The organism is Idiomarina seosinensis (genome assembly GCF_003987275.1).
Taxonomy (GTDB): Bacteria; Pseudomonadota; Gammaproteobacteria; order Enterobacterales; family Alteromonadaceae; genus Idiomarina; species Idiomarina seosinensis.
In genome coordinates this window covers 1-19,374 of record NZ_PIQF01000005.1, presented here as the reverse complement: position 1 = coordinate 19,374, position 19,374 = coordinate 1, and the positions used below count along the sequence as shown (strand labels likewise).

Below are 19,374 nucleotides of genomic sequence, written 5' to 3'. Positions count from 1 at the left end.
AAAAATTCATGAAAAAATGGTTTCTTAGTGCTGCACTCGTTATTTTTCTCGCTGGCTGCCAGTCAGAGCCAACACCGGTAGCGCCACCGGTTAAACAGTTTAATGCCGACCAATATTTAGGAAAATGGTATGAGATTTTACGCATGCCACATGGTTTTGAGGAAAACCTAATCGCTGTAACTGCGGAATATCGGCTAAATGGTGACGGTTCATTAGAAGTAACTAACCGCGGCTGGCACGTTAACGATAAAGAGTGGCAGACAGCAATAGGTAAAGCTGAACCCGTTGAGGGAATGACCGCTGCATATCAAGTGACATTCTTCTGGCCGTTTTACGGCGGTTATTATGTGAGCTGGCTAAGTGACGATTACCAACTAGCTATAGTGACTAGCGATGCTCACGACTATTTTTGGCTACTGTCGCGTTCACCGAATGTTGATCAGAGTGATATAGACCTTGCGCTTGCGAAAGCTAACCAGTGGGGCTTTGATATTGACCAGATGATCGAAGTTGATCACCCGGCCAAACTCAAGTAATAGCTTAGTTAAAGCGGCGGGCAGCACCCTGTCCGCGGCGCCCCGCAGGTTTACGAGCGTCACGGCCACCACGAGGTGGTTTAGGGCTACGGCTTACCTGTTCAGTCGAAAGCTCCAACGACATTGGATGCTGACGTACTCGAGCACGTTTTAGTACCTTGACCACTTCTGCTGGCATACCCTTAGGCAATTGCACTAACGAATGTTGATCAAATAGCTGGATCTGACCGATAAAGCGGCTATCCATTGAACCTTCGTTAGCGATAGCGCCAACAATATCGCCTGGGCGAGCACCATGCTCACGGCCTACCTGAATTTTGTAAGTATCAAAATCGACATCGGCAGCACGATTACTGCGCTCAGCGCGAGGTTTGCGACGATCTCCGCCACGGTCTGCACGCTCAGAACGCTCTGGACGTTCACGCACGACACGGTCTTCTTTCAGGAACAACGGCTGCTGTTTGTGCTGTTGCTTTAACAGCGCCAGCGCGATTTGTTCTGCACTCAGCTCCGTCTCACTCAACCATTTCTGCAGTAATTGCTCGACCGGCTGGTGATTTTCCTGCTGCAAGCTTTGCTCAATTTGGCCTAACAGTTTCTGCTGGCGATATTCACTTAGCTGCTGTGCGTTTGGTACATCAAAGTACTCAATTGATGAGTTTGTCAGACGCTCGTAGTGACGTAACAAATGACGCTCTTTCGGACGATAGAATAAAATTGCCTCGCCTTCACGGCCGGCACGGCCGGTACGACCAATACGGTGAACATAAGATTCCGTATCGCCTGGTAAATCATAGTTAATGACGTGCGTAATTTCTGGCACATCCAGACCACGGGCTACAACGTCGGTCGCAACAAGTATTTCAATGTGACCACTGCGTAACTGACTAACTGTCTGCTCACGTTGTGCCTGGTTCAGGTCACCGCTCAAAGGTGATGCCTTAAAGCCCGAGCGTTGTAACAACTCGGCAAGATCCATTGTATCCTGACGGGTTCTAACAAAGATCAGAGCACGTTGGTATGGCGTCACTTCCAATAAGCGCGTCAATGCTGCCATTTTTGTTAAACCAGCAACTTTCCAGGCCTTCTGAGTTATTGTCGCCTTTTCACGCGCAATAGCTTCGATCTGAATGTTCATCGGCTTATCGAGGAAAGTTTTTGCCAGCTTTCGGATTGCCGCAGGCATAGTCGCTGAGAACAACGCGCGTTGTGCACCTTCAGGTACCGCACTTAACAAAGTCTCGATGTCTTCAATAAAGCCCATGTTCAGCATTTCGTCAGCTTCATCGAGCACTGCTACACGCAACGCATCCAGCTTCAGAACTTTTTTGTTAAGCAGGTCAATTAATCGACCCGGGGTTCCGACTATGACAGAAGTTCCCTTTTTTAGCGCCTGAACTTGAGGACCGAATGCAGCACCACCATAGACTGTTGCAACATCAACGCCTTTCATTTGCTTGGCGAAACCTTCAATTGCCTCTGCAACTTGAATTGCCAACTCGCGGGTTGGGGTAACGACCAATACCTGAGTTTGTTTTACACTAGGGTCGATCGCTGCCAGTGCAGGTAAACCAAACGCTGCGGTTTTGCCGGTACCCGTTTGCGCTTCACCTAATACATCTTTACCTTCCAACAAAGCTGGTATCGCCTGTTGTTGAATAGGTGTTGGTTGGGTAAAGCCCAATTTTTCAAGTTGATTGAAAAGATCAGCGGGTAGTGCCATGTCGGTAAACGACATGCCAGTAGAATTATTTGACATGAATATCTCACTCATTCCTGTTTGCCTTGTGGCAAACGAACTACAAAATAAGGGGGTCTGGCCCGGCAACAGGAATCAATGATAAGTGCTGGTGCAGCTATTCGTAGCACGAATAGTCGCTAAAACTTTGCCATTATCTGGAATCAGGCGCTCAACCCCGTGAATCAAGGGTTTCCGCAGCCTCTCTGACTCAGTGTCTATCACTGATGTAAGCGGATTTCCTTGAAGAAGTGCGCATTCTACGCATTTCTGCGTAAATTACAACTTAATTTGGTTTATTAGGCCAAAGTTTCAACAAGCGAAGGCTTTTTACGAAAAAGTTGAACCATTAGCCGATTTATTGCCTACATTGTTATAGATACTTATTTTAAGGAGGCACTATGTCAGCGCATTCTATGTCATCGCTTACAAAAAAGGATTGTTTTATTGAGGGTCACTGGGTCCCGACAGACAACCGTTTTAAAGTTACCAATCCAGCTACTGGTGAACTGATTACCGAAGTCTCCGACGCCGACGAAGAACTTACGCGCCGGGCGATAAACGTCGCGGAAACGGCATTAAAAAAATGGTCGAAAAAAACCGCTAAAGAACGCAGTGACCTATTGCGTAAATGGTATCAGGCCATGATGGATAATAAGCAAGCTCTTGCGGAATTAATGAGCGCCGAACAAGGTAAGCCCGTTGCCGAAGCAGCCGGCGAAGTTGAATATGGCGCCAGCTTTGTCGACTGGTTCGCCAGTGAGGCCGAGCGTATTGATGGTGACATCTTGCCTGTTGCTGATAACAGTAAACGCGTTTTTGTGATGAAGCAGCCAATCGGGGTTTGTGCGGCTATCACACCGTGGAATTTCCCCAATGCTATGATCACCCGTAAGATCGCACCTGCTCTGGCTGCCGGCTGTACAATAGTGGTCAAGCCGCCACAATTGACACCACTGTCGAGTTTAGCGCTGGCTCAACTTGCCAGTGAAGTGGGCATTCCTGATGGTGTTATTAATCTAATCCCCACCAGTGACGCGAAAACTGTTGGCAAGATTCTGGCAACCTCGCCGCAAGTACGTAAGCTGTCGTTTACCGGCTCCACCGGGGTTGGTAAAATACTTATGCAGCAGTGCTCAGAGAACGTCAAAAAAATATCTCTCGAGTTAGGTGGCAACGCACCCTTTATCGTATTTGAGGATGCTGATATCGACGCAGCAGCTGAACAGCTAATGGCCTGTAAATTCCGTAACGGTGGCCAAACTTGTATTGCGGCTAACCGCGTTATAGTGCATGAATCCGTCAAAGACGAGTTTGTTAAAGCCATCACAAGCAAAGTCAGTGCCCTAAAAGTTGGCCCTGGCGATCAGGAAGGCGTGGAGCTAGGACCGCTAATTGACCAGGACGCAGTTGATAAAGTCCAACGGCTTGTTGTTGGCGCTAAATCAGACGGAGCTACTGTCGAAACCGGTGGCCACGTGCTGACAGATATCGGAGATTTGTTTTACGCACCAACGGTATTGAGCGGCGTTACCGAAGAAATGGAAATTGATAGCGAAGAGATCTTCGGTCCAGTTGTTGCAATCAGCACCTTTGAAACCGAACAAGAGGCTATCGACAAAGCGAACAACACGCCGTTTGGCTTAGCTTCTTACTTTGCCGCTAAAGACACGGCCCGTATATTTAGAGTCAGCGAAGCGTTAGAGTACGGCATGGTTGGTGTTAACACTGGCGGAATTTCGCATGCCTATAATCCGTTTGGCGGAATTAAAGAATCCGGTGTTGGACGAGAAGGGTCAAAATACGGTATAGATGAGTACCTGGAAATTAAAACGGTTACCCTTGGCGGACTTGGATGAAGACCCATCAACACCTGTTAACAGACCTAAATCACACTTTTCGCACCGGGCTAACGCGCCCGGTGGCTTGGCGTAAACAGCAACTTAATAACTTAAAGCAATTTTTAATCAATCATCAACAAGAACTGCTAGATGCTCTGCAACAAGATCTCGGTAAACACCCGAGTGAAGCTCAATTAACCGAGTTACAGTTTTTACTGTCAGACATTAAGCACACAATCAGTTACCTCAACCACTGGAACCGACCGCGACGTGTTCCGACACCATTATTGGCCTGGCCCGCTCGTAGCGAATTAATACCAGAACCATTAGGCACTGTTCTAATATTGGGAGCCTGGAATTATCCAGTGCAGCTTTTGCTAGCCCCTTTAATCGCAGCGATAGCTGCTGGCAACTGTGCGGTTGTGAAGCCGTCCGAACATGCTCCAGTAACCGCTGAGGTAATGCATAAGCATTTAAACAACTATCTCGACAGCTCAGCCTATACAGTCATTACCGGTGCCGTAGAAACTTCGCAGCAATTAACCGAATTACCGTTTGACCATATTTTTTACACTGGGGGCGAGCGGGCAGCACGCTCAATTTTAGCCTCTGCTGCACAGAACCTAACCCCTGTAACTCTGGAGTTAGGCGGAAAGAGTCCCGCAGTGGTGCTTGCAGATAGCGATATCCAAATAGCAGCGAGGCGTATTGTCTGGGGTAAATTCCTCAATACAGGACAAACCTGTATCGCTCCAGATTACCTACTGGTAGAAGACTCCGTCAAAGAGCAACTAGTTACTGCCATGCGCGTAGCAATTACTGAGTTTTACGGCGACGAGCCACAAAACAGTGACGATTATGGCCGTATTATTCACCAGCAACATTGGCAACGACTGGTCGATATGCTTGATCAGCAAAATATCCTATACGGCGGCGACTATTCTAAGCGTGAGCGCTATATATCTCCAACATTGGTGGACTCAGTCGACCCTGAGCACCCTTTGTTAACAGAAGAAATATTCGGCCCCATTTTACCGATTGTTACAATATCTTCAGCCGCTGAAGCTATTAGCATTATTCAGAAAAAGCCAAAACCATTAGCTCTCTATGCGTTTACCAAAAACAAACGGTTATTACGTCAGTTTACCGAACAGGTTTCCGCCGGTAATGTTTGCTACAACGATACTCTAATGTTTATGCTTAATCCTAAGCTCCCCTTTGGTGGTGTTGGCCGCAGCGGCATGGGCCGGTATCACGGGCGCTGGGGTTTTGACACCTTTAGTCATTTAAAACCCGTAATGACACGCCGATTTATGCTTGATATCGCGCTGCGTTATCCTCCCTATAGCCGCCTAAAAGACAAGGTGTTGGGTTGGTTTAGTTAATCTCTTAACTTCCAACCATTGAATTTCCGTTTTAGTGCCTGCATATCTCAGTTAGTCACTGATTAATACCAAACGAATTAAAAGGAGCACGCGCCAACTATGGCTGCCGAAAATATTGTCGACGTAACTATTCAAAACTTTCAACAAGTTCTGTTAGAAGGCTCCCAGGAAAAACTCGTCATTATCGACTTTTGGGCGGATTGGTGTGAGTCCTGCAAACAATTGATGCCTACCTTAGAGCGTATTGCCAGCCAATACCCGGAACAAGTCACCCTGGCCAAAATAAATTGCGATGAGCAGCAGGAACTGGCAATGCAATTTGGTATCCGCAGTCTGCCAACCGTAGCGTTGTTTAAAGACGGTCAGCCGATTGATAGCTTTACCGGCGTAAAATCCGAAGCTGAAATCAAAGAGATGCTTAGCCAACATTTACCGGGTCCCGCCGACGAGCTTATTAAAAAGGCACAACAGGCGATGGCCGAAAGTAGCGCCGCTGATGCGTACACTTTTGCGAAACAGGCGTACGATATTGACGGTAACAATATGCAAGCGCTGAAGCTTCTCGCCGAAGCGGCAGTTGATAACGGTCGTTTAGAGCAGGCGCGGGAGCTCGTTGCCACAATCCCTATGGTCGAGCACGATAACGATTACCAACGTATCCTTAGTAAAATAGAATTAGCTGCTGAGGCAGCTGACTCACCAGAGCTACGAGCCCTGCAAGAACAGGTTGAGAAGAGCCCTGACGATCACGAATTACGACTTAAACTTGCACTGCAATTACAGCAGGCACACCGAGACGAAGAGGCTCTGGATCACGCGTTTACTGTGCTACGTAAGGAACCGGCAAATGCCGACGCAAAACGTTACGCCATGGATATTATCAACGCACTGCCTGATGGTGATCCGCTGGCGTCGAAGGCGCGTAGAATTCTTTACAGCATGATGTATTAATGGCTGTTCACTAGCTACTAGTTTGGCCGGCACCCTCTGCCGGCCGTTTTTTTATGCAGCAAAGTTATCAGCAACTGCTCGAGCAGAAACAGTTAATCCACGATTCTCAGCAATTAAAGGCATGGGAAGCGTTAACCGCTTTATGCCCTAAAATCGAGCGGCAAGAGACAACCAAGAGCTTTTATTTATACGGTCCTGTTGGACGCGGTAAATCGATGCTAATGGATTTATTTGAGCAACAGATAGCAACAACGGCCAAAATCCGCCTACATTATCACCACTTTATGCAGCGCGTTCACCGCCAATTAAACGAGCTGCAAGGTCTTGCTAACCCCATGCAAGCGCTTGCCGACGACTGGGCACACCAATATCGGGTGATCTGCCTTGACGAATTCATTGTCGAGGATATTGGTGATGCCATGATACTAGCCACGCTCTGGTCTGAATTATTTGCCCGTGATGTCGTTCTAGTAACGACATCCAACACACCGCCGAAGGAACTTTATCGTGGTGGGCTCGCCAGGCATCGATTCGAACCTTTTATCCAACTAATTGAGCAGCAATGTCTTATCATGAGTCTCGACTCAGGTATTGATTATCGACGTTTAAATGAAAACGGCACTCCTTACTACTTTATTAACGGCGAGCAAGAAAGTCTGCGTCAACTGGCTAATCAACTTTTTGGAGCACTTGATAACACAGAATCCGAGACCGTGATGAACCGGCAAGTTCCTTGTCTATGGAAAAATGATAAAGTCATCGGCTTTGATTTTTGGGCGCTTTGTTCCGGCCCCCGCAGTCAACGAGACTATATGGAACTGGCGGGTCGCTATCAGAGTCTAGTGCTACTCAATGTTCCAGCGTTCACTTATACGACTTCAGACCAAACAACGCAAGGTACCGAGGATGGCTATCAGCGCCAAAGCCTGCCCCATTTAAGCCATCTTGATAACGAAGCCCGCCGTTTTATTGCATTAGTGGATGAGTGTTACGACCGTGGCTGTCTACTTATTATTTCCGCGGCCACAGACATCGAACAACTGTACCAAGCAGAATTGCTCAAGTTCCCATTTCAGCGCAGTATATCCCGCCTCATAGAAATGCAAAATTGGTAAACTGAGCGAAATATTTACACCTTTCAACGCATAAACAGTCAGCCCATGCTTGCCGACCTGCAAGCCCCTTGCTAGGATTGCTGGAATTTTCCGCGCAGCGAGTCTGTCGCCTGATAATAATAATGACTAAAAAAGGAAAACCATGAGCGAGCAACGTGATCAATTTAGCTCTAAAATAGGCTTTATTCTGGCCGCCGCTGGTTCAGCGGTAGGAATCGGAAACTTAGTTGGCTTTCCGGTGGCTGCCACCAAAAATGGTGGTGGTGCGTTTTTATTAATTTATGCACTGTTTGTCGCCTTTATCTGTGTGCCGATCATGTTGGCTGAAATGGGCGTTGGCCGACATGCGCAAAAGAATCCTCTGGGCTCATACCTAAGCCTTGGCAACGGTAAAAAAATATGGAGCCTGGCAGGCTTTCTTGCGGTACTAACGCCATTCATGATTGCCATATTTTACATGGTTATCACGGTTTGGATTTTTGGCTACTTATTTTACGCCGTAACCGGCAACCTCGACCAACTCGCTCAACCGGGTTACTTTACCGAATTCGTCAATGACTACTGGTTTATTGGTTTCCTGGTCGCCGTAACCGTCATCATTAACGTGATATTATTGGGCGGTGTTCGTCAGGGTATCGAAAAGGCGGCAAAATTTTTGATGCCCGCTCTTTTTGTAATGCTGATTTTGTTGGTTATTTTTGTTCTATCATTGGACAATGCAGCTCTTGGTGTAGAATTTTATCTAGTTCCAGATTTTAGCAAGATTGACGGCTCAGTAGTAAGTGGTGCTTTATCTCAAGCGTTCTTCTCGCTCTCATTAGGGATGGGAATTCTGATTACTTATGGCTCTTACTTTAGCCGCTCAGACGATATTGTTACCTCGGGTAAATTGGTAGCGCTAACCGATACTGCCGTGGCTTTTACTGCTGGCCTGATGACCTTACCGGCAATTTTCGCGATAAATCCTGATACTAACCCGGCAGAACTGAGTGAATCCTCAGTCGGAATGATATTCTCTTTCTTCCCACAAATTTTTATGGAGCTACAAAGTTCTGTTGGCTATGTAGGCGCCAGCATTGCTGCTTCTATTTTCTTCTTGTTGACCTTTATTGCTGCAATTACGTCACTGGTTTCTATTTTGGAAGTACCAACAGCAGCTATCATTGAGCAGAAAAAGGTTAGTCGTAAAAAAGCGCTATTGTTTATGGTCATCGCTAACTCTATTTTGACCATTATCGCAGCAACCTCATTCGGCTTTATTCCGGCGTTTACTGAGTTCGTCAGCTATGCCGGCCAGTCAAAATCGGTATTCGATGTTATCTATGATGTCTTTTACGACACCATTTTACCGTTAAACGGATTACTAATTTGTCTGTTTGTTTGGTTGCACTGGCGCAATAAAGGCCTTGAGCAAGAACTTACGCACGGGAACCATGCTTACCCATCCACCCTTCTGGCTAAGTATGTTCGTTTCTCTATCAGTACTTTTATTCCGTTTATTTTAGCGGTCGTGTTTATTAATACTGTGCTAGCCAAGTTCTTTGGGCCTCAATATGCCTTGTTTTAATGACACAGCCACTGTATCGACAATTAGAAGTTGTTGAGCATACTGCGAACTGGCAGCAATCGCTGCCGGTTCGTTGCTCAAGTCGTTTATTCCTCTCTGACCAATCAAAAACTGCGGACGCAGCATTAAGCCGATACCGGGATTATCTGGGTCACGAATTTAAACACGTGATCATTGATTGTCGCCAGCAGCTGCACGTAGACGCCATTGCCGCATTATGCGGAACAGTAGTAGCCGGTGGCCAACTCAGTTTGCTAGTCGGCGAGCAACGCTCCGTTATGTTGCAGCGTTTAATCAATCATTGGCAACCTACACCAACAGCTCTCACAGCGTCTCTGCCCGAACTACCTACAGCGGCACAAACCGCAGTATTAGAACAACTCACCGATACTAAAACTACTCATCTGCTCATTGCTGATCGGGGCCGGGGTAAAAGCCATATTGTGGGTACTGCGGTTAAGCAGCTGTTAGCGAAAGCTGACAACCAAACATCAGTATTGATTACGGCGCCCCGGCGCGCTAATGCGAAGGTTCTGTTAAACATCGCCGATAACGCAACCTTCGTTGCCTGGGATAAATTGCTAGACAGCCAGCCCAGCGACGCACTGCTAGTTATTGACGAGGCAGCAGGAATTCCACTATGGGCCACACAAAAGCTTTGTGATAAATACACTCCCTGGATCTTAGCCACCACCGTTAATGGCTACGAAGGCTGCGGACGTGGTTTTGCTGTGCATTTTCGAGATTGGGTGTGTAAGCGTTATCAACGGGTAAAACAGCACCAGCTACACCAGCCGATCCGCTGGCCGGAGGGTGACCCTCTAGAAAGCTGGCTAAGCAACGCGCTGCTACTCAAGCCAGCCCCGCAGACATTGCCCGGCCCATTTGAAAATGGCGTGTTTCACGCAAGTGAACTGCCCGAAGCGCACCTTCACCAGGCGTTTGAGCTACTGCTGGAAGCTCACTATCAGAGCAGCCCCAACGACCTGGCGCTACTGCTTGATGACCCAAACCAGTGGCTACTAATTAACTACCATGGCCAGCAAGTTATTGGCGTTGCCTGGCTGGCGTTAGAAGGTCCCTTAGCAGAGGATTTACTCGATCCTGTTATGCACGGGAAACGGCGACCTAAGGGTAATTTACTACCGCAGGCACTCGGCTACTTTCTACAGCAACGCTGGGCAATGGCGCAGCAATGGTGTCGCGTTGTCCGGGTTGCCGTCGCGATAAATTGTCGCCGCCAAAGAGTTGGCTCTCAATTACTTAGCCAGGCTAAAGAATGGGCACAGAGTCGTCGTTGTGGCTTTATCGGCACAAGCTTTGGGTTCGAGTCATCGCTTTACGCCTTCTGGCAACAAAATAACTATCAACCACTGCGCATTAGTACTGCCGTTGACCGCGTCAGTGCTCGTCATCCAATGCTTATGGGTCAGAGGCTGTGTAACCAGTTAGAAACGCAGTGGTCGGAATTAACGGCTTACGGCAACGCTGAGCTGCAGTGGCTTGTTGCTGACAGCTCACCAATAATAGCCGATGACTCGGTGATGCAAGATGTTCTCAATGGCTTTATCAGCGGTCGTTTGAGCATCGCATCCGCGCAATTCTCGCTATCATCGCAATCCGTGTTGCCGACCAACATCAAAAAGTTATTTCGTCAGTCACCATTACCGCTGGCAGAATTAAAGCAGCAACTGAATGTGGAAAGTCGTCAGCAACTTACCGATGTACTTCGCCAGCAGCTAGGTTAAAATAACGTTAACAAAGGGTAAAGAGCATTCAGACCAGGTGAGCAATTATGCTAACTTCATTCCATTACTTAATCAGGCTTCAGTATCATGAAACAGCTTAACCGCCGTGTCGCTTTAACCTTTAGTTTATTGTTAACCGCCTGTTCCACCCAGTCCCCACCAGAGGCTGAACCCAAACTCGACCAGGGCTATGCGTATCCGCAGACGGAACGCCAGCAGCACAGCCAAAACTATCACGGTATCGCGGTTGAAGAACCGTATCGCTGGCTAGAGGCGGGTCACAAGGCTAGTGTCAGTCAGTGGACTTCTGCGCAGACTAAGTTTGCCGACAACTACCTGCAACAACTTTCAGCCAACCGATTTATCAAGGAGCGTCTGGCCGAGCTGTGGAATGTGGAACAAACAACGGCACCGATTGAGCGTGGCGGAAAAATCTTTTATTTACGCAATAATGGGCTGCAAAACCAGCCTATTTTGTATCTACAGGAAGACCTCAACGCAGCACCTAAAATCGCGGTAGATCCAAATGCAATCGATCCGACAGGGCTTACAGCGATGGTTGACTTTAGTGTATCACCCAACGGTAGGTATTTGGCGTATGCGTTATCGTCCAATGGAACGGACTGGAAAACTTGGCGAATTAAAGATCTAAACCGGCAGCAATTATTGGATGAAGCAATAACCGGCACCAAATTTACCAACATCAGTTGGTACCCTGATAGTAAAGGGTTTTATTATAGCCGCTATCCGAAAACTGATAATGGTTACGACGATCAAGAATCCGTCGAAGTCTATTATCATTCATTAAACAGTGACCAGCACAGTGATATTCAGGTAACAGAAATTACCGAACACCCGGGAGAAAACCCTTATCCCGAAGTCAGCTCCGACGGTAAATACCTAATGTTGAGGGTTCAACAAGGTCCTACCCGCAACGCGTTTTATATTCGACCATTAAATAAAACCAAGCGTCCTTTTCAGTTGATTTTAGAGCAGCAAGTCGGCAATCATCAATATCTCGCTAGCTATGACGGACATTTATATTTTCACAGCGTAGCCGATGGCGGTCTGGGTCAAATCATTCGAGTTTCAGCAGATAACTGGCAAGCCAGTGAGCAAGTCGTTGCCGCGCAAGATTACAAGCTGCAATCAGCTTCAATTATTGGCCAGCAAATTTTCGCCCACTATTTAGATGACGCCCATTCACGCCTTATTACTTTTGATTTATCAGGCAAGTTTTTACGCGAACTAGCGTTACCCGGGCTAGGAACCATTTCAGGATTTAACGGCGATACCAGTGCTAAACAAACCTTCTTTAAATTTTCCAGCTTTACCCAACCGGGGAAAATTTATCGCTATCACGTTGCCGACCAACACACCAGCTTGTGGCGCGACGAACCATTACCAGTAGATCCGGAGCGTTACCAGACTCAACAAGTGGTTTATCGCGCTAACGACGGTACTCGCATTCCAATGTTTCTGGTGTCTGCCAAAGACACTCTGCTAAATGGAAAAAATCCGACTTTATTGCACGGGTACGGTGGTTTTGGCCAATCTTTAACACCAGCCTATCACGCAGAATTTATGGCTTGGCTGGAACTGGGGGGCGTACTCGCGATCCCTAATATCAGGGGAGGCGGCGAGTTCGGTAGCGGCTGGCATCAGGCAGCTGTTAAGCATCGTAAAACTGTCGCTGTCGAAGATTTTGTCGCCGCTGCCCGTTGGTTAATAGACAACGATTATACCGCTAGCGACAAGCTGGCCATTCACGGGCGTGGCCATGGCGGCCTGATTGTGGCTGCAGCCATGACCCGTTATCCAGGATTGTTTGCGGCGGCGCTGCCGGAAGTCGGTCTATACGACATGCTGCGCTATCACACGGCCAATTCGAACGCGCTGGGGTGGCAAAATGAATTTGGTATTAGTAGTAATGACAATGACTTCAGAACTCTCTACGCATACTCCCCCTTACACAACGTGACATACGGTCAGTGTTATCCCGCTACCTTGATCAGTACCGGCCTGCAAGACCAGCGAGTAGCACCCTGGCACAGCTATAAATTTGCGGCTCAGTTACAGTACGCTCAAGGCTGCCCGCAGCCAATCATCTTAGATATTGCCAAAGATGCAGGGCACGGAACTAAAAACCCTACCTGGATGGAAATTGAGCAAACCAGCAAACAATGGAGCTTTGCACTTAACCAGCTTGGCGTCGACTGGTTAAAAAAATTGCCGGCCGAATAAAGGTTGGCAATGATGGTTTCGCAAAAATGTGCTATCTTTCGCCACATTAATACGTTCAATTTCAATCGCCTAAAAGGTTGGTTTTATGTCAAAAGTTTTAGTTATTGGCGCTGGTGGCGTCGCCGGTGTAGTCGTTCAAAAATGTGCTAAGTTACCCGAAGTTTTTTCCGAAATTCACTTAGCAAGCCGTACACTTTCAAAGTGTGAAGCACTGCAGGAAACCGCCGGTAAAGATCGGGTGGTTGGTGTTTATCAGGTTGATGCGGACGATGCAGCAAAAGTTGCCGACTTAATCCGCAAAGTAAAACCATCGTTGGTTATTAATGTCGCTTTGCCCTATCAGGATCTACCAATTATGGATGCCTGCCTGGAGACTGGCGTACATTATCTGGATACCGCCAACTATGAACCGAAAGATGAAGCTAAATTTGAGTACTCCTGGCAGTGGGCCTACCAAGAACGCTTTAAAGAGCAAGGTTTAATGGCACTGCTGGGAGCCGGTTTTGACCCGGGTGTCACCAACGTGTTCACAGCTTATGCCGCTAAGCACTATTTTGACGAAATTCACTATCTCGATATCGTCGATTGTAACGGTGGCGATCACGGTCAGGCATTTGCCACCAACTTTAACCCAGAAATTAATATCCGCGAGATTACCCAACGCGGTAAATTCTGGGAAAACGGTGAATGGCACGAAACCGATCCAATCAGTGTTCGCAAAGATTTAGACTACCCGAACGTAGGTGTTCGCCCATCTTATCTACTCTTCCACGAAGAACTTGAATCTTTGGTTAAACACTTTCCAACGCTTAAGCGTGCGCGCTTTTGGATGACCTTTGGTGATGAATACCTTACTCACCTGAGAGTGTTGGAGAACGTCGGCATGACGTCTATTCAACCGGTTAAATTTCAGGGCCAGGAAATTGTTCCTCTCGAGTTTTTAAAAGCCGTGTTACCAAACCCCGGTTCACTAGCTGAGGGATATACCGGTAAAACCTGTATCGGTAGCTACGTCACTGGCGTTAAAGACGGTCAACAGAAAACTATTTTCGTTTACAACAACTGTGACCACGCAGAAACCAACAAAGAGGTGGGCGCTCAGGCAGTATCTTACACCACGGGTGTTCCGGCCATGATTGCAGCTTCTATGATGTTGCAGGGAGAGTGGATGCAGCCAGGCGTATGGAACATGGAACAGTTCGATCCTGACGAGTTTATGAAACGGTTAAACCAATATGGACTACCCTGGCAGGTCATGGAATGTGACCAACCGTTTGGTAAATAATTATGGCTAACTACAGCTCATCCTCTATTCCTTCGCCTTGTTACGTTTTAGATGAGGGCTTACTGCGGAAAAACTTGCAGTTAATGGAGCGAGTACAACAACAAAGCGGCGCCGATATTATTTTGGCGCTTAAAGGCTTTTCGATGTGGTCGGCTTTTCCGATCATCCGCGAATACCTTAAAGGCTGTACTGCTAGCTCTGTATGGGAAGCAGAACTCGCTGCAAAAGAATTTGCCCGCGAGGTGCATGCGTATGCTCCGGCCTATAAGCAACAGGATATTGATGAGCTAATACCTCTCGTTAACCATATTTCATTTAATAGCTTAAGCCAGTGGCAACGCTATCGCGAACAGGCCCAGGCTGCTGGGGTATCTGTCGGTTTACGAATCAACCCAGAACATCAAGAGGCCGATACAGAGCTTTATGACCCAAGTGCTCCGGGCTCACGCCTTGGCGTAAGGGCATCCAGCCTCGAGGGAGTTGATTTAACCGGTGTGGAAGGTTTACATGTACACAATCTCTGCGAATGTGATTCCTATGCTTTAGAGCGTACCCTGGCTGCGGTCGAGAAACGTTTTGGCAACTACCTCAAGCAGGTGAAATGGCTTAATTTAGGTGGTGGTCACCTAATGACGCGCGAAGGATATGATGTTGAGCACCTAATAGAACTGCTCCGTTCACTAGCCGATCGGTATGACCTTAAGATTATTCTCGAGCCTGGATCCGCGGTCGCCTGGCGAACTGGGCCATTAATTTGCGAAGTTGTTGATGTGGTGGAAAATGACGGAAAGATTGCGTTACTTGATATTTCTGCCACAGCCCACATGCCAGATGTTCTGGAAATGCCATATCGTCCGGAGATCACAGGGGCAGGCCTCCCCAATGACAAACCATTTGTGTACCGTTTGGGCGGTAATAGCTGCCTGGCAGGTGACGTCATTGGCACCTACAGCTTTGACCAGCCATTGGCGGTTGGTGACCGTTTAGTATTTGAAGATATGATGCATTACACCATGGTTAAGACCAGTTTCTTTAATGGTGTACAACATCCCGCTATTGGGATTCTACGAGAAACTGGCGAGTTCGACTGTGTTCGCCAATTTACTTACCAGGACTTTCGAAACCGTCTATCCTAAAGTTGCCGCAATAAATAACGACTAGCCCGGTTATAAAACAGGTTGCCGGGCTTTTTCTATCGCCGACTCGGGCATCAGCTTCGCCAACGCATCAAGCCGCTGCTCAATTGCGGCATGCTCCTGGTCGTCACCGGTTACCGAATTGTGCAGCCAGTGATAGGCGTGCGTAAAGTCATACGGACTGCCATTTCCGGCTAACATAATATCAGCAAAGCGTTTCTGCGCTGTAAGATTGCCAAGTGACGCAGCTTCACGCAGATAAAGAATCGCACGCTCAGTGTCAGGCTGAACTAACTTACCTTCATGGTAGTATCGTCCAAGTTGCTCTAACGCCTGAACAAGCCCTTGATCAGCGGCTATTTTCATATAGTGCAGGCCAAGTTCAACGTCTTGTTCGTAGCAGACTCCCTGAGCCAGCATATCGCCATATAAAAACTGGTAGGTTGGACGACGTTCCAGCTCCGCTTGAGCCTCTATATCCATAACCAGCTGGCAACGATCAACGTCCTCTACTTGGCGCAGGTGAGTATTAGCCTCAAACATTTCAACCAAGCGTTCATCACTATATAACTGCACGGCTTCCAACTCTTCTTCCTGTGCCAGTGCTGATTGATGCCAGCCTGCCAAAACCAAGCTGCCTGCCAAAATTGAGGTACGCGCCAATGTCATTGTCTAGTTCCTGCTTAACCTAGTTATCAAGGTTATCGGCAGCGACAGCCAAACCCTTAAATACTAAGTCATCAATACGGCAATAATTAATTGATTGCACTGTCTGTAATGACTTTACTAAGCGTTCCCCATCGCCACCGGTAACCACTACTGAGTAGGGTTTATTAGCAAACAGTTCTGCTGATGCGCTCAACGCTTGTGCAATAGCGCCGACCAAGGCGTAATGGGCACCGTAACTCATCGCCTGTTGAGTAGAGGTTGCAGGCTGTCGATAGCATTCTTCGGTAAGTTGTTCGTTAAGGTTCGCGGTGCCATTATGCATAGATTCCTGCATTAAACGTCTACCCGGAACAATCCACCCGCCAAGGTGATTTCCGCTGGCCTCAAGCCAGTCAATGGTCAATGCGGTACCTGCATCTATAATTACCGCATTATCGCGGGCCAGGTTACGATAACCAACTAACGCAAACCATCGATCAGCTCCCAGTCGATAATAGTCGTCACCATAAGCATTTTGTATACCGCCAAAATGGCGCTCGGTGTGTAACCAGGTGATTGGCCCTACATAGTTTTGTAGCCGCTGTTCGATAAATAACGCGGACTGCTTTTCGCCGACGCTGCATCCGAAACAACGCTCTCTAGCCCCACGAACATCCGCTATTTTTCTTAGCCAGGCAGGAGTCATAGCTGAACTCAACTCTGAGTTCACGATTTTATCCTCAAAGCACAGTTTTCCGTCGCTATAGACAGCGAATTTTGTACGCGTGTTACCGTTGTCAATTAATAGCATTAAGTCGCTGCCCTGAGAGATATTTCGCCACCAAAATACCGCACAATATTGTTGTCGCTTTCAATAAGGATCGCACCATTTTCATCAATGCCCCGACAGGTTCCCTGAACAATCCTTTCGCCCATTAACAGCTTTACTGATCTATTGATAAAAACATCCAACTCTGCCCAGCGCTTACGCATAGTTTCCAGACCCTCCGCCGAAAACAAGGTTAATTGTTCTATCACATGTCGGTAGATAACCCCGGCAATTTCATTACGCGACCATTGCCCGGTGAGCTGTTTTGCAACGTCTGTCCATAATTGATCAATCTTTTGGCCAACGCTATCTGGCATGTTTACATTTACACCTATACCGATAACGCAACTTGCAGATCCATCGTAACACGACTCTATATCCACCAGAATACCGGCAATTTTATGGCCCGCAACATAAACATCGTTTGGCCATTTAAGACCGACGTCTTCCATACCCAGTTCAATCAAACCTTCCGCGACCGCAATACCTACGGCTAGACTGAGGCCCATAGCGCGGTTTATGCCCTCGTTAAGAGGCCAATAGATACTAATATAAAGATTACTGCCAAAAGGCGAATGCCAACTTTTCCCGCGCCTGCCTCGTCCTGCCGTTTGCGCTTCGGAAAACAACCCATAACCGGGGTTCAAGGTAACACTCAGCAGGTCATTTTTAATCTCATCATTAGTAGAGCCGACAACTGGCTTCACTGCGATCCGCTGAGGATCGACTTTGGCTGCCGAAGCAATTTTGTGCAGCTGCAATAGCTCTATCGGCTTGGCTAAGCGATAACCCTTACCTTGTACCGAGTAAATATCCACGCCCAACTCAATCAGCTTGTGTACGTGTTGATTGACCGCAGCACGACTAACGCCAAGTGCCTCACCCAGCTTTTGTCCGGAGTGAAACCCACCATCGGCCAATAATTCGAGTACATCATTAATTCGAAAATTTTCTTGTCGCGTCACTTTGGATACAGTTCCTGTTTTAGACCCTCGTGGCCTATTAACCTAACTTCGGGCTCAAGCTCGATACCACATTGCTGTTGTATCTGTTGTTGCACGTGTCGGCAGAGCGCTAATACATCGTTACCTGTCGCTGATCCGTTATTAACTAAGACCAAAGCTTGTTGAGTGTGTACCGACGCAGCCCCTACTTGTAAACCCTTTAACCCAAGCTGCTCAATAAGCCAACCAGCGGCTAATTTAATTCCACCTGTCGTTTTAAAATAAACGATATCTGGCCAAATCGATTGCAACTCTTCCAACTTCTCAACACTAACCACTGGATTTTTAAAAAAACTTCCTGCATTCGGTATGTCTATAGGATCCGGAAGTTTGCTTTGTCGAGTCGCAACCACATGTTCGAACACTCGCTTTGCTGTGGCGTTGTCCGGTAGCGCCGTAAGCGCAGGATATTTAAGGTTAGGTTGCCAGTCTTTGTTGATGACAAAATGAACTTTGCTGATCAACCAACGTTCGGGGTTTCGTTTAAACAAGCTGTCGCGGTATGAGAATTGGCATTGCTCATTGGTTAAGGTAATTGGGTTTCCACTGTCTAAGTCAATGCATTCAACGGAGTCTATAAAATCACAAACCTCAACACCGTAAGCACCAATATTCTGCACCGGGGCCGCGCCAACACTACCTGGAATTAAAGCAAGATTTTCGAGGCCGAAAATGCCTTTGTCTAAACAAAAAACGACTAACTGATGCCAGTTTTCAGATGCACCAACAGTTATCTCAAAATGAGCTTCTTGTTCCTTAATCTCAATTCCATAGAATTCCGGCTGTACCACAACCCCATCATAGTCTTCCAAAAACAATGTGTTACTACCGTCGGCGAGAATAATATATCGTTCAATATCCGCTAATTGTTGCACGTCTTCAGCATTACGTATCTTTAATAGACGTAATCCACGACTCGGTAATCGGAATGTGTGTAAAGGTTGTAGATCGACGCTCATAGCAAAATCCAAACTAATGATACGAAAATTGTACCACGGACCCTACGGATCTAGCTATCAGGGACACCATTGAACATTCGCCCCTTCGGCAAGCCGAAGGCTACCTACGATATGAAGGGATTTCCGGTAGCCATGGACATCCGAGCATTTAACACCAATCGGTGTTCAAAAATCGATATTTTCGGGCTCCGGGATATCGTTCATATCGTGGGTACCCGTTGGCTTGCCGACGGGCATAAAAAAAGCCCCGAGCGTTAGCTTGGGGCTTCTTAATTTGAAGTCTGGCGGTGTCCTACTCTCACATGGGGAGACCCCACACTACCATCGGCGCTGGTATGTTTCACTACTGGGTTCGGGATGGAGCCAGGTGGTGCCATACCGCTATGGC

General features: G+C 47.4%; 15 protein-coding genes and 1 rRNA gene. 10 read left to right on the top strand and 6 right to left on the bottom strand.

Annotation, left to right across the window (positions count from 1 at the left end; all coding sequences use genetic code 11):
- The first annotated feature begins 8 nt into the window (after nucleotides 1-8).
- Nucleotides 9-536 (top strand): lipocalin family protein, encoded by a 528-nt coding sequence (locus CWI81_RS12230; RefSeq protein WP_126785604.1) that lies wholly within the window; start codon nucleotides 9-11, stop codon nucleotides 534-536.
- 4 nt (nucleotides 537-540) lie between these two features.
- Here CWI81_RS12230 and CWI81_RS12225 read toward each other — a convergent pair whose 3' ends face one another.
- Nucleotides 541-2,295: a DEAD/DEAH box helicase gene (locus tag CWI81_RS12225; RefSeq protein ID WP_126785603.1), complete on the bottom strand. Its 1,755-nt coding sequence runs from the start codon at nucleotides 2,293-2,295 to the stop codon at nucleotides 541-543.
- 380 nt (nucleotides 2,296-2,675) lie between these two features.
- Here CWI81_RS12225 and CWI81_RS12220 point away from each other — a divergent pair, with 380 nt between their 5' ends.
- The 9 genes from CWI81_RS12220 (at nucleotide 2,676) to nspC (ending at nucleotide 15,546) form a co-directional block, all read left to right on the top strand.
- The gene (locus tag CWI81_RS12220; protein ID WP_276567855.1) at nucleotides 2,676-4,133 is read left to right on the top strand and encodes an NAD-dependent succinate-semialdehyde dehydrogenase; all 1,458 of its coding nucleotides are present in this window, start codon (nucleotides 2,676-2,678) and stop codon (nucleotides 4,131-4,133) included.
- Entirely contained in the window at nucleotides 4,130-5,500 is a 1,371-nt protein-coding gene (locus CWI81_RS12215) for an aldehyde dehydrogenase family protein (RefSeq protein ID WP_126785602.1), read from the top strand. Before CWI81_RS12220 ends, CWI81_RS12215 begins: the two co-directional genes overlap by 4 nt.
- Before the next feature lie 99 nt (nucleotides 5,501-5,599).
- Entirely contained in the window at nucleotides 5,600-6,451 is an 852-nt protein-coding gene (gene trxA, locus CWI81_RS12210; protein WP_126785601.1) for a thioredoxin, read from the top strand.
- A gap of 53 nt (nucleotides 6,452-6,504) precedes the next feature.
- Entirely contained in the window at nucleotides 6,505-7,566 is a 1,062-nt protein-coding gene (gene zapE / locus CWI81_RS12205; RefSeq protein ID WP_126785600.1) for a cell division protein ZapE, read from the top strand.
- A 142-nt stretch (nucleotides 7,567-7,708) separates the two neighbouring features.
- Nucleotides 7,709-9,133: a sodium-dependent transporter gene (locus CWI81_RS12200; protein WP_126785599.1), complete on the top strand. Its 1,425-nt coding sequence runs from the start codon at nucleotides 7,709-7,711 to the stop codon at nucleotides 9,131-9,133.
- Nucleotides 9,133-10,881, top strand: coding sequence for a GNAT family N-acetyltransferase (locus CWI81_RS12195; RefSeq protein ID WP_126785598.1), 1,749 nt, complete (start codon nucleotides 9,133-9,135; stop codon nucleotides 10,879-10,881). Before CWI81_RS12200 ends, CWI81_RS12195 begins: the two co-directional genes overlap by 1 nt.
- 87 nt (nucleotides 10,882-10,968) lie before the next feature.
- Complete coding sequence (locus tag CWI81_RS12190; RefSeq protein ID WP_126785597.1) at nucleotides 10,969-13,125, top strand: prolyl oligopeptidase family serine peptidase; 2,157 nt, start codon at nucleotides 10,969-10,971, stop codon at nucleotides 13,123-13,125.
- Nucleotides 13,126-13,210: 85 nt separating this feature from the next.
- Complete coding sequence (locus tag CWI81_RS12185) at nucleotides 13,211-14,410, top strand: saccharopine dehydrogenase family protein (protein WP_126785596.1); 1,200 nt, start codon at nucleotides 13,211-13,213, stop codon at nucleotides 14,408-14,410.
- Nucleotides 14,411-14,412: 2 nt separating this feature from the next.
- The gene (gene nspC, locus CWI81_RS12180; RefSeq protein ID WP_126785595.1) at nucleotides 14,413-15,546 is read left to right on the top strand and encodes a carboxynorspermidine decarboxylase; all 1,134 of its coding nucleotides are present in this window, start codon (nucleotides 14,413-14,415) and stop codon (nucleotides 15,544-15,546) included.
- A 30-nt stretch (nucleotides 15,547-15,576) separates the two neighbouring features.
- Here the strand turns inward: nspC and CWI81_RS12175 are convergent, their stop codons facing one another.
- The 5 genes from CWI81_RS12175 to rrf all read right to left on the bottom strand — a co-directional run.
- Entirely contained in the window at nucleotides 15,577-16,215 is a 639-nt protein-coding gene (locus CWI81_RS12175; RefSeq protein WP_126785594.1) for a tetratricopeptide repeat protein, read from the bottom strand.
- A gap of 19 nt (nucleotides 16,216-16,234) precedes the next feature.
- On the bottom strand, nucleotides 16,235-17,005 hold the full coding sequence (locus CWI81_RS12170; protein ID WP_126785593.1) for a type III pantothenate kinase: 771 nt from the start codon (nucleotides 17,003-17,005) through the stop codon (nucleotides 16,235-16,237).
- Nucleotides 17,005-17,988, bottom strand: coding sequence for a bifunctional biotin--[acetyl-CoA-carboxylase] ligase/biotin operon repressor BirA (gene birA / locus CWI81_RS12165; RefSeq protein WP_126785592.1), 984 nt, complete (start codon nucleotides 17,986-17,988; stop codon nucleotides 17,005-17,007). The genes CWI81_RS12170 and birA overlap by 1 nt, the downstream gene beginning before the upstream one ends.
- Nucleotides 17,985-18,986 (bottom strand): UDP-N-acetylmuramate dehydrogenase, encoded by a 1,002-nt coding sequence (gene murB, locus CWI81_RS12160; protein WP_126785591.1) that lies wholly within the window; start codon nucleotides 18,984-18,986, stop codon nucleotides 17,985-17,987. Before murB ends, birA begins: the two co-directional genes overlap by 4 nt.
- Nucleotides 18,987-19,265: 279 nt before the next feature.
- Nucleotides 19,266-19,374: ribosomal RNA gene (rrf, locus tag CWI81_RS12155) — 5S ribosomal RNA — on the bottom strand; the annotation flags it as partial.

Bases quoted from the DNA above. Each gene is read 5' to 3' on its own strand.
- CWI81_RS12200 (WP_126785599.1), top strand. From the start codon at position 7,709: ATGAGCGAGCAACGTGATCAATTTAGCTCTAAAATAGGCTTTATTCTG.
- CWI81_RS12185 (WP_126785596.1), top strand. From the start codon at position 13,211: ATGTCAAAAGTTTTAGTTATTGGCGCTGGTGGCGTCGCCGGTGTAGTC.
- zapE (WP_126785600.1), top strand. From the start codon at position 6,505: ATGCAGCAAAGTTATCAGCAACTGCTCGAGCAGAAACAGTTAATCCAC.
- CWI81_RS12195 (WP_126785598.1), top strand. From the start codon at position 9,133: ATGACACAGCCACTGTATCGACAATTAGAAGTTGTTGAGCATACTGCG.
- trxA (WP_126785601.1), top strand. From the start codon at position 5,600: ATGGCTGCCGAAAATATTGTCGACGTAACTATTCAAAACTTTCAACAA.
- nspC (WP_126785595.1), top strand. From the start codon at position 14,413: ATGGCTAACTACAGCTCATCCTCTATTCCTTCGCCTTGTTACGTTTTA.
- CWI81_RS12225 (WP_126785603.1), bottom strand. From the start codon at position 2,295: ATGTCAAATAATTCTACTGGCATGTCGTTTACCGACATGGCACTACCC.
- CWI81_RS12230 (WP_126785604.1), top strand. From the start codon at position 9: ATGAAAAAATGGTTTCTTAGTGCTGCACTCGTTATTTTTCTCGCTGGC.
- CWI81_RS12220 (WP_276567855.1), top strand. From the start codon at position 2,676: ATGTCAGCGCATTCTATGTCATCGCTTACAAAAAAGGATTGTTTTATT.
- CWI81_RS12175 (WP_126785594.1), bottom strand. From the start codon at position 16,215: ATGACATTGGCGCGTACCTCAATTTTGGCAGGCAGCTTGGTTTTGGCA.
- CWI81_RS12190 (WP_126785597.1), top strand. From the start codon at position 10,969: ATGAAACAGCTTAACCGCCGTGTCGCTTTAACCTTTAGTTTATTGTTA.
- CWI81_RS12170 (WP_126785593.1), bottom strand. From the start codon at position 17,005: ATGCTATTAATTGACAACGGTAACACGCGTACAAAATTCGCTGTCTAT.
- murB (WP_126785591.1), bottom strand. From the start codon at position 18,986: ATGAGCGTCGATCTACAACCTTTACACACATTCCGATTACCGAGTCGT.
- CWI81_RS12215 (WP_126785602.1), top strand. From the start codon at position 4,130: ATGAAGACCCATCAACACCTGTTAACAGACCTAAATCACACTTTTCGC.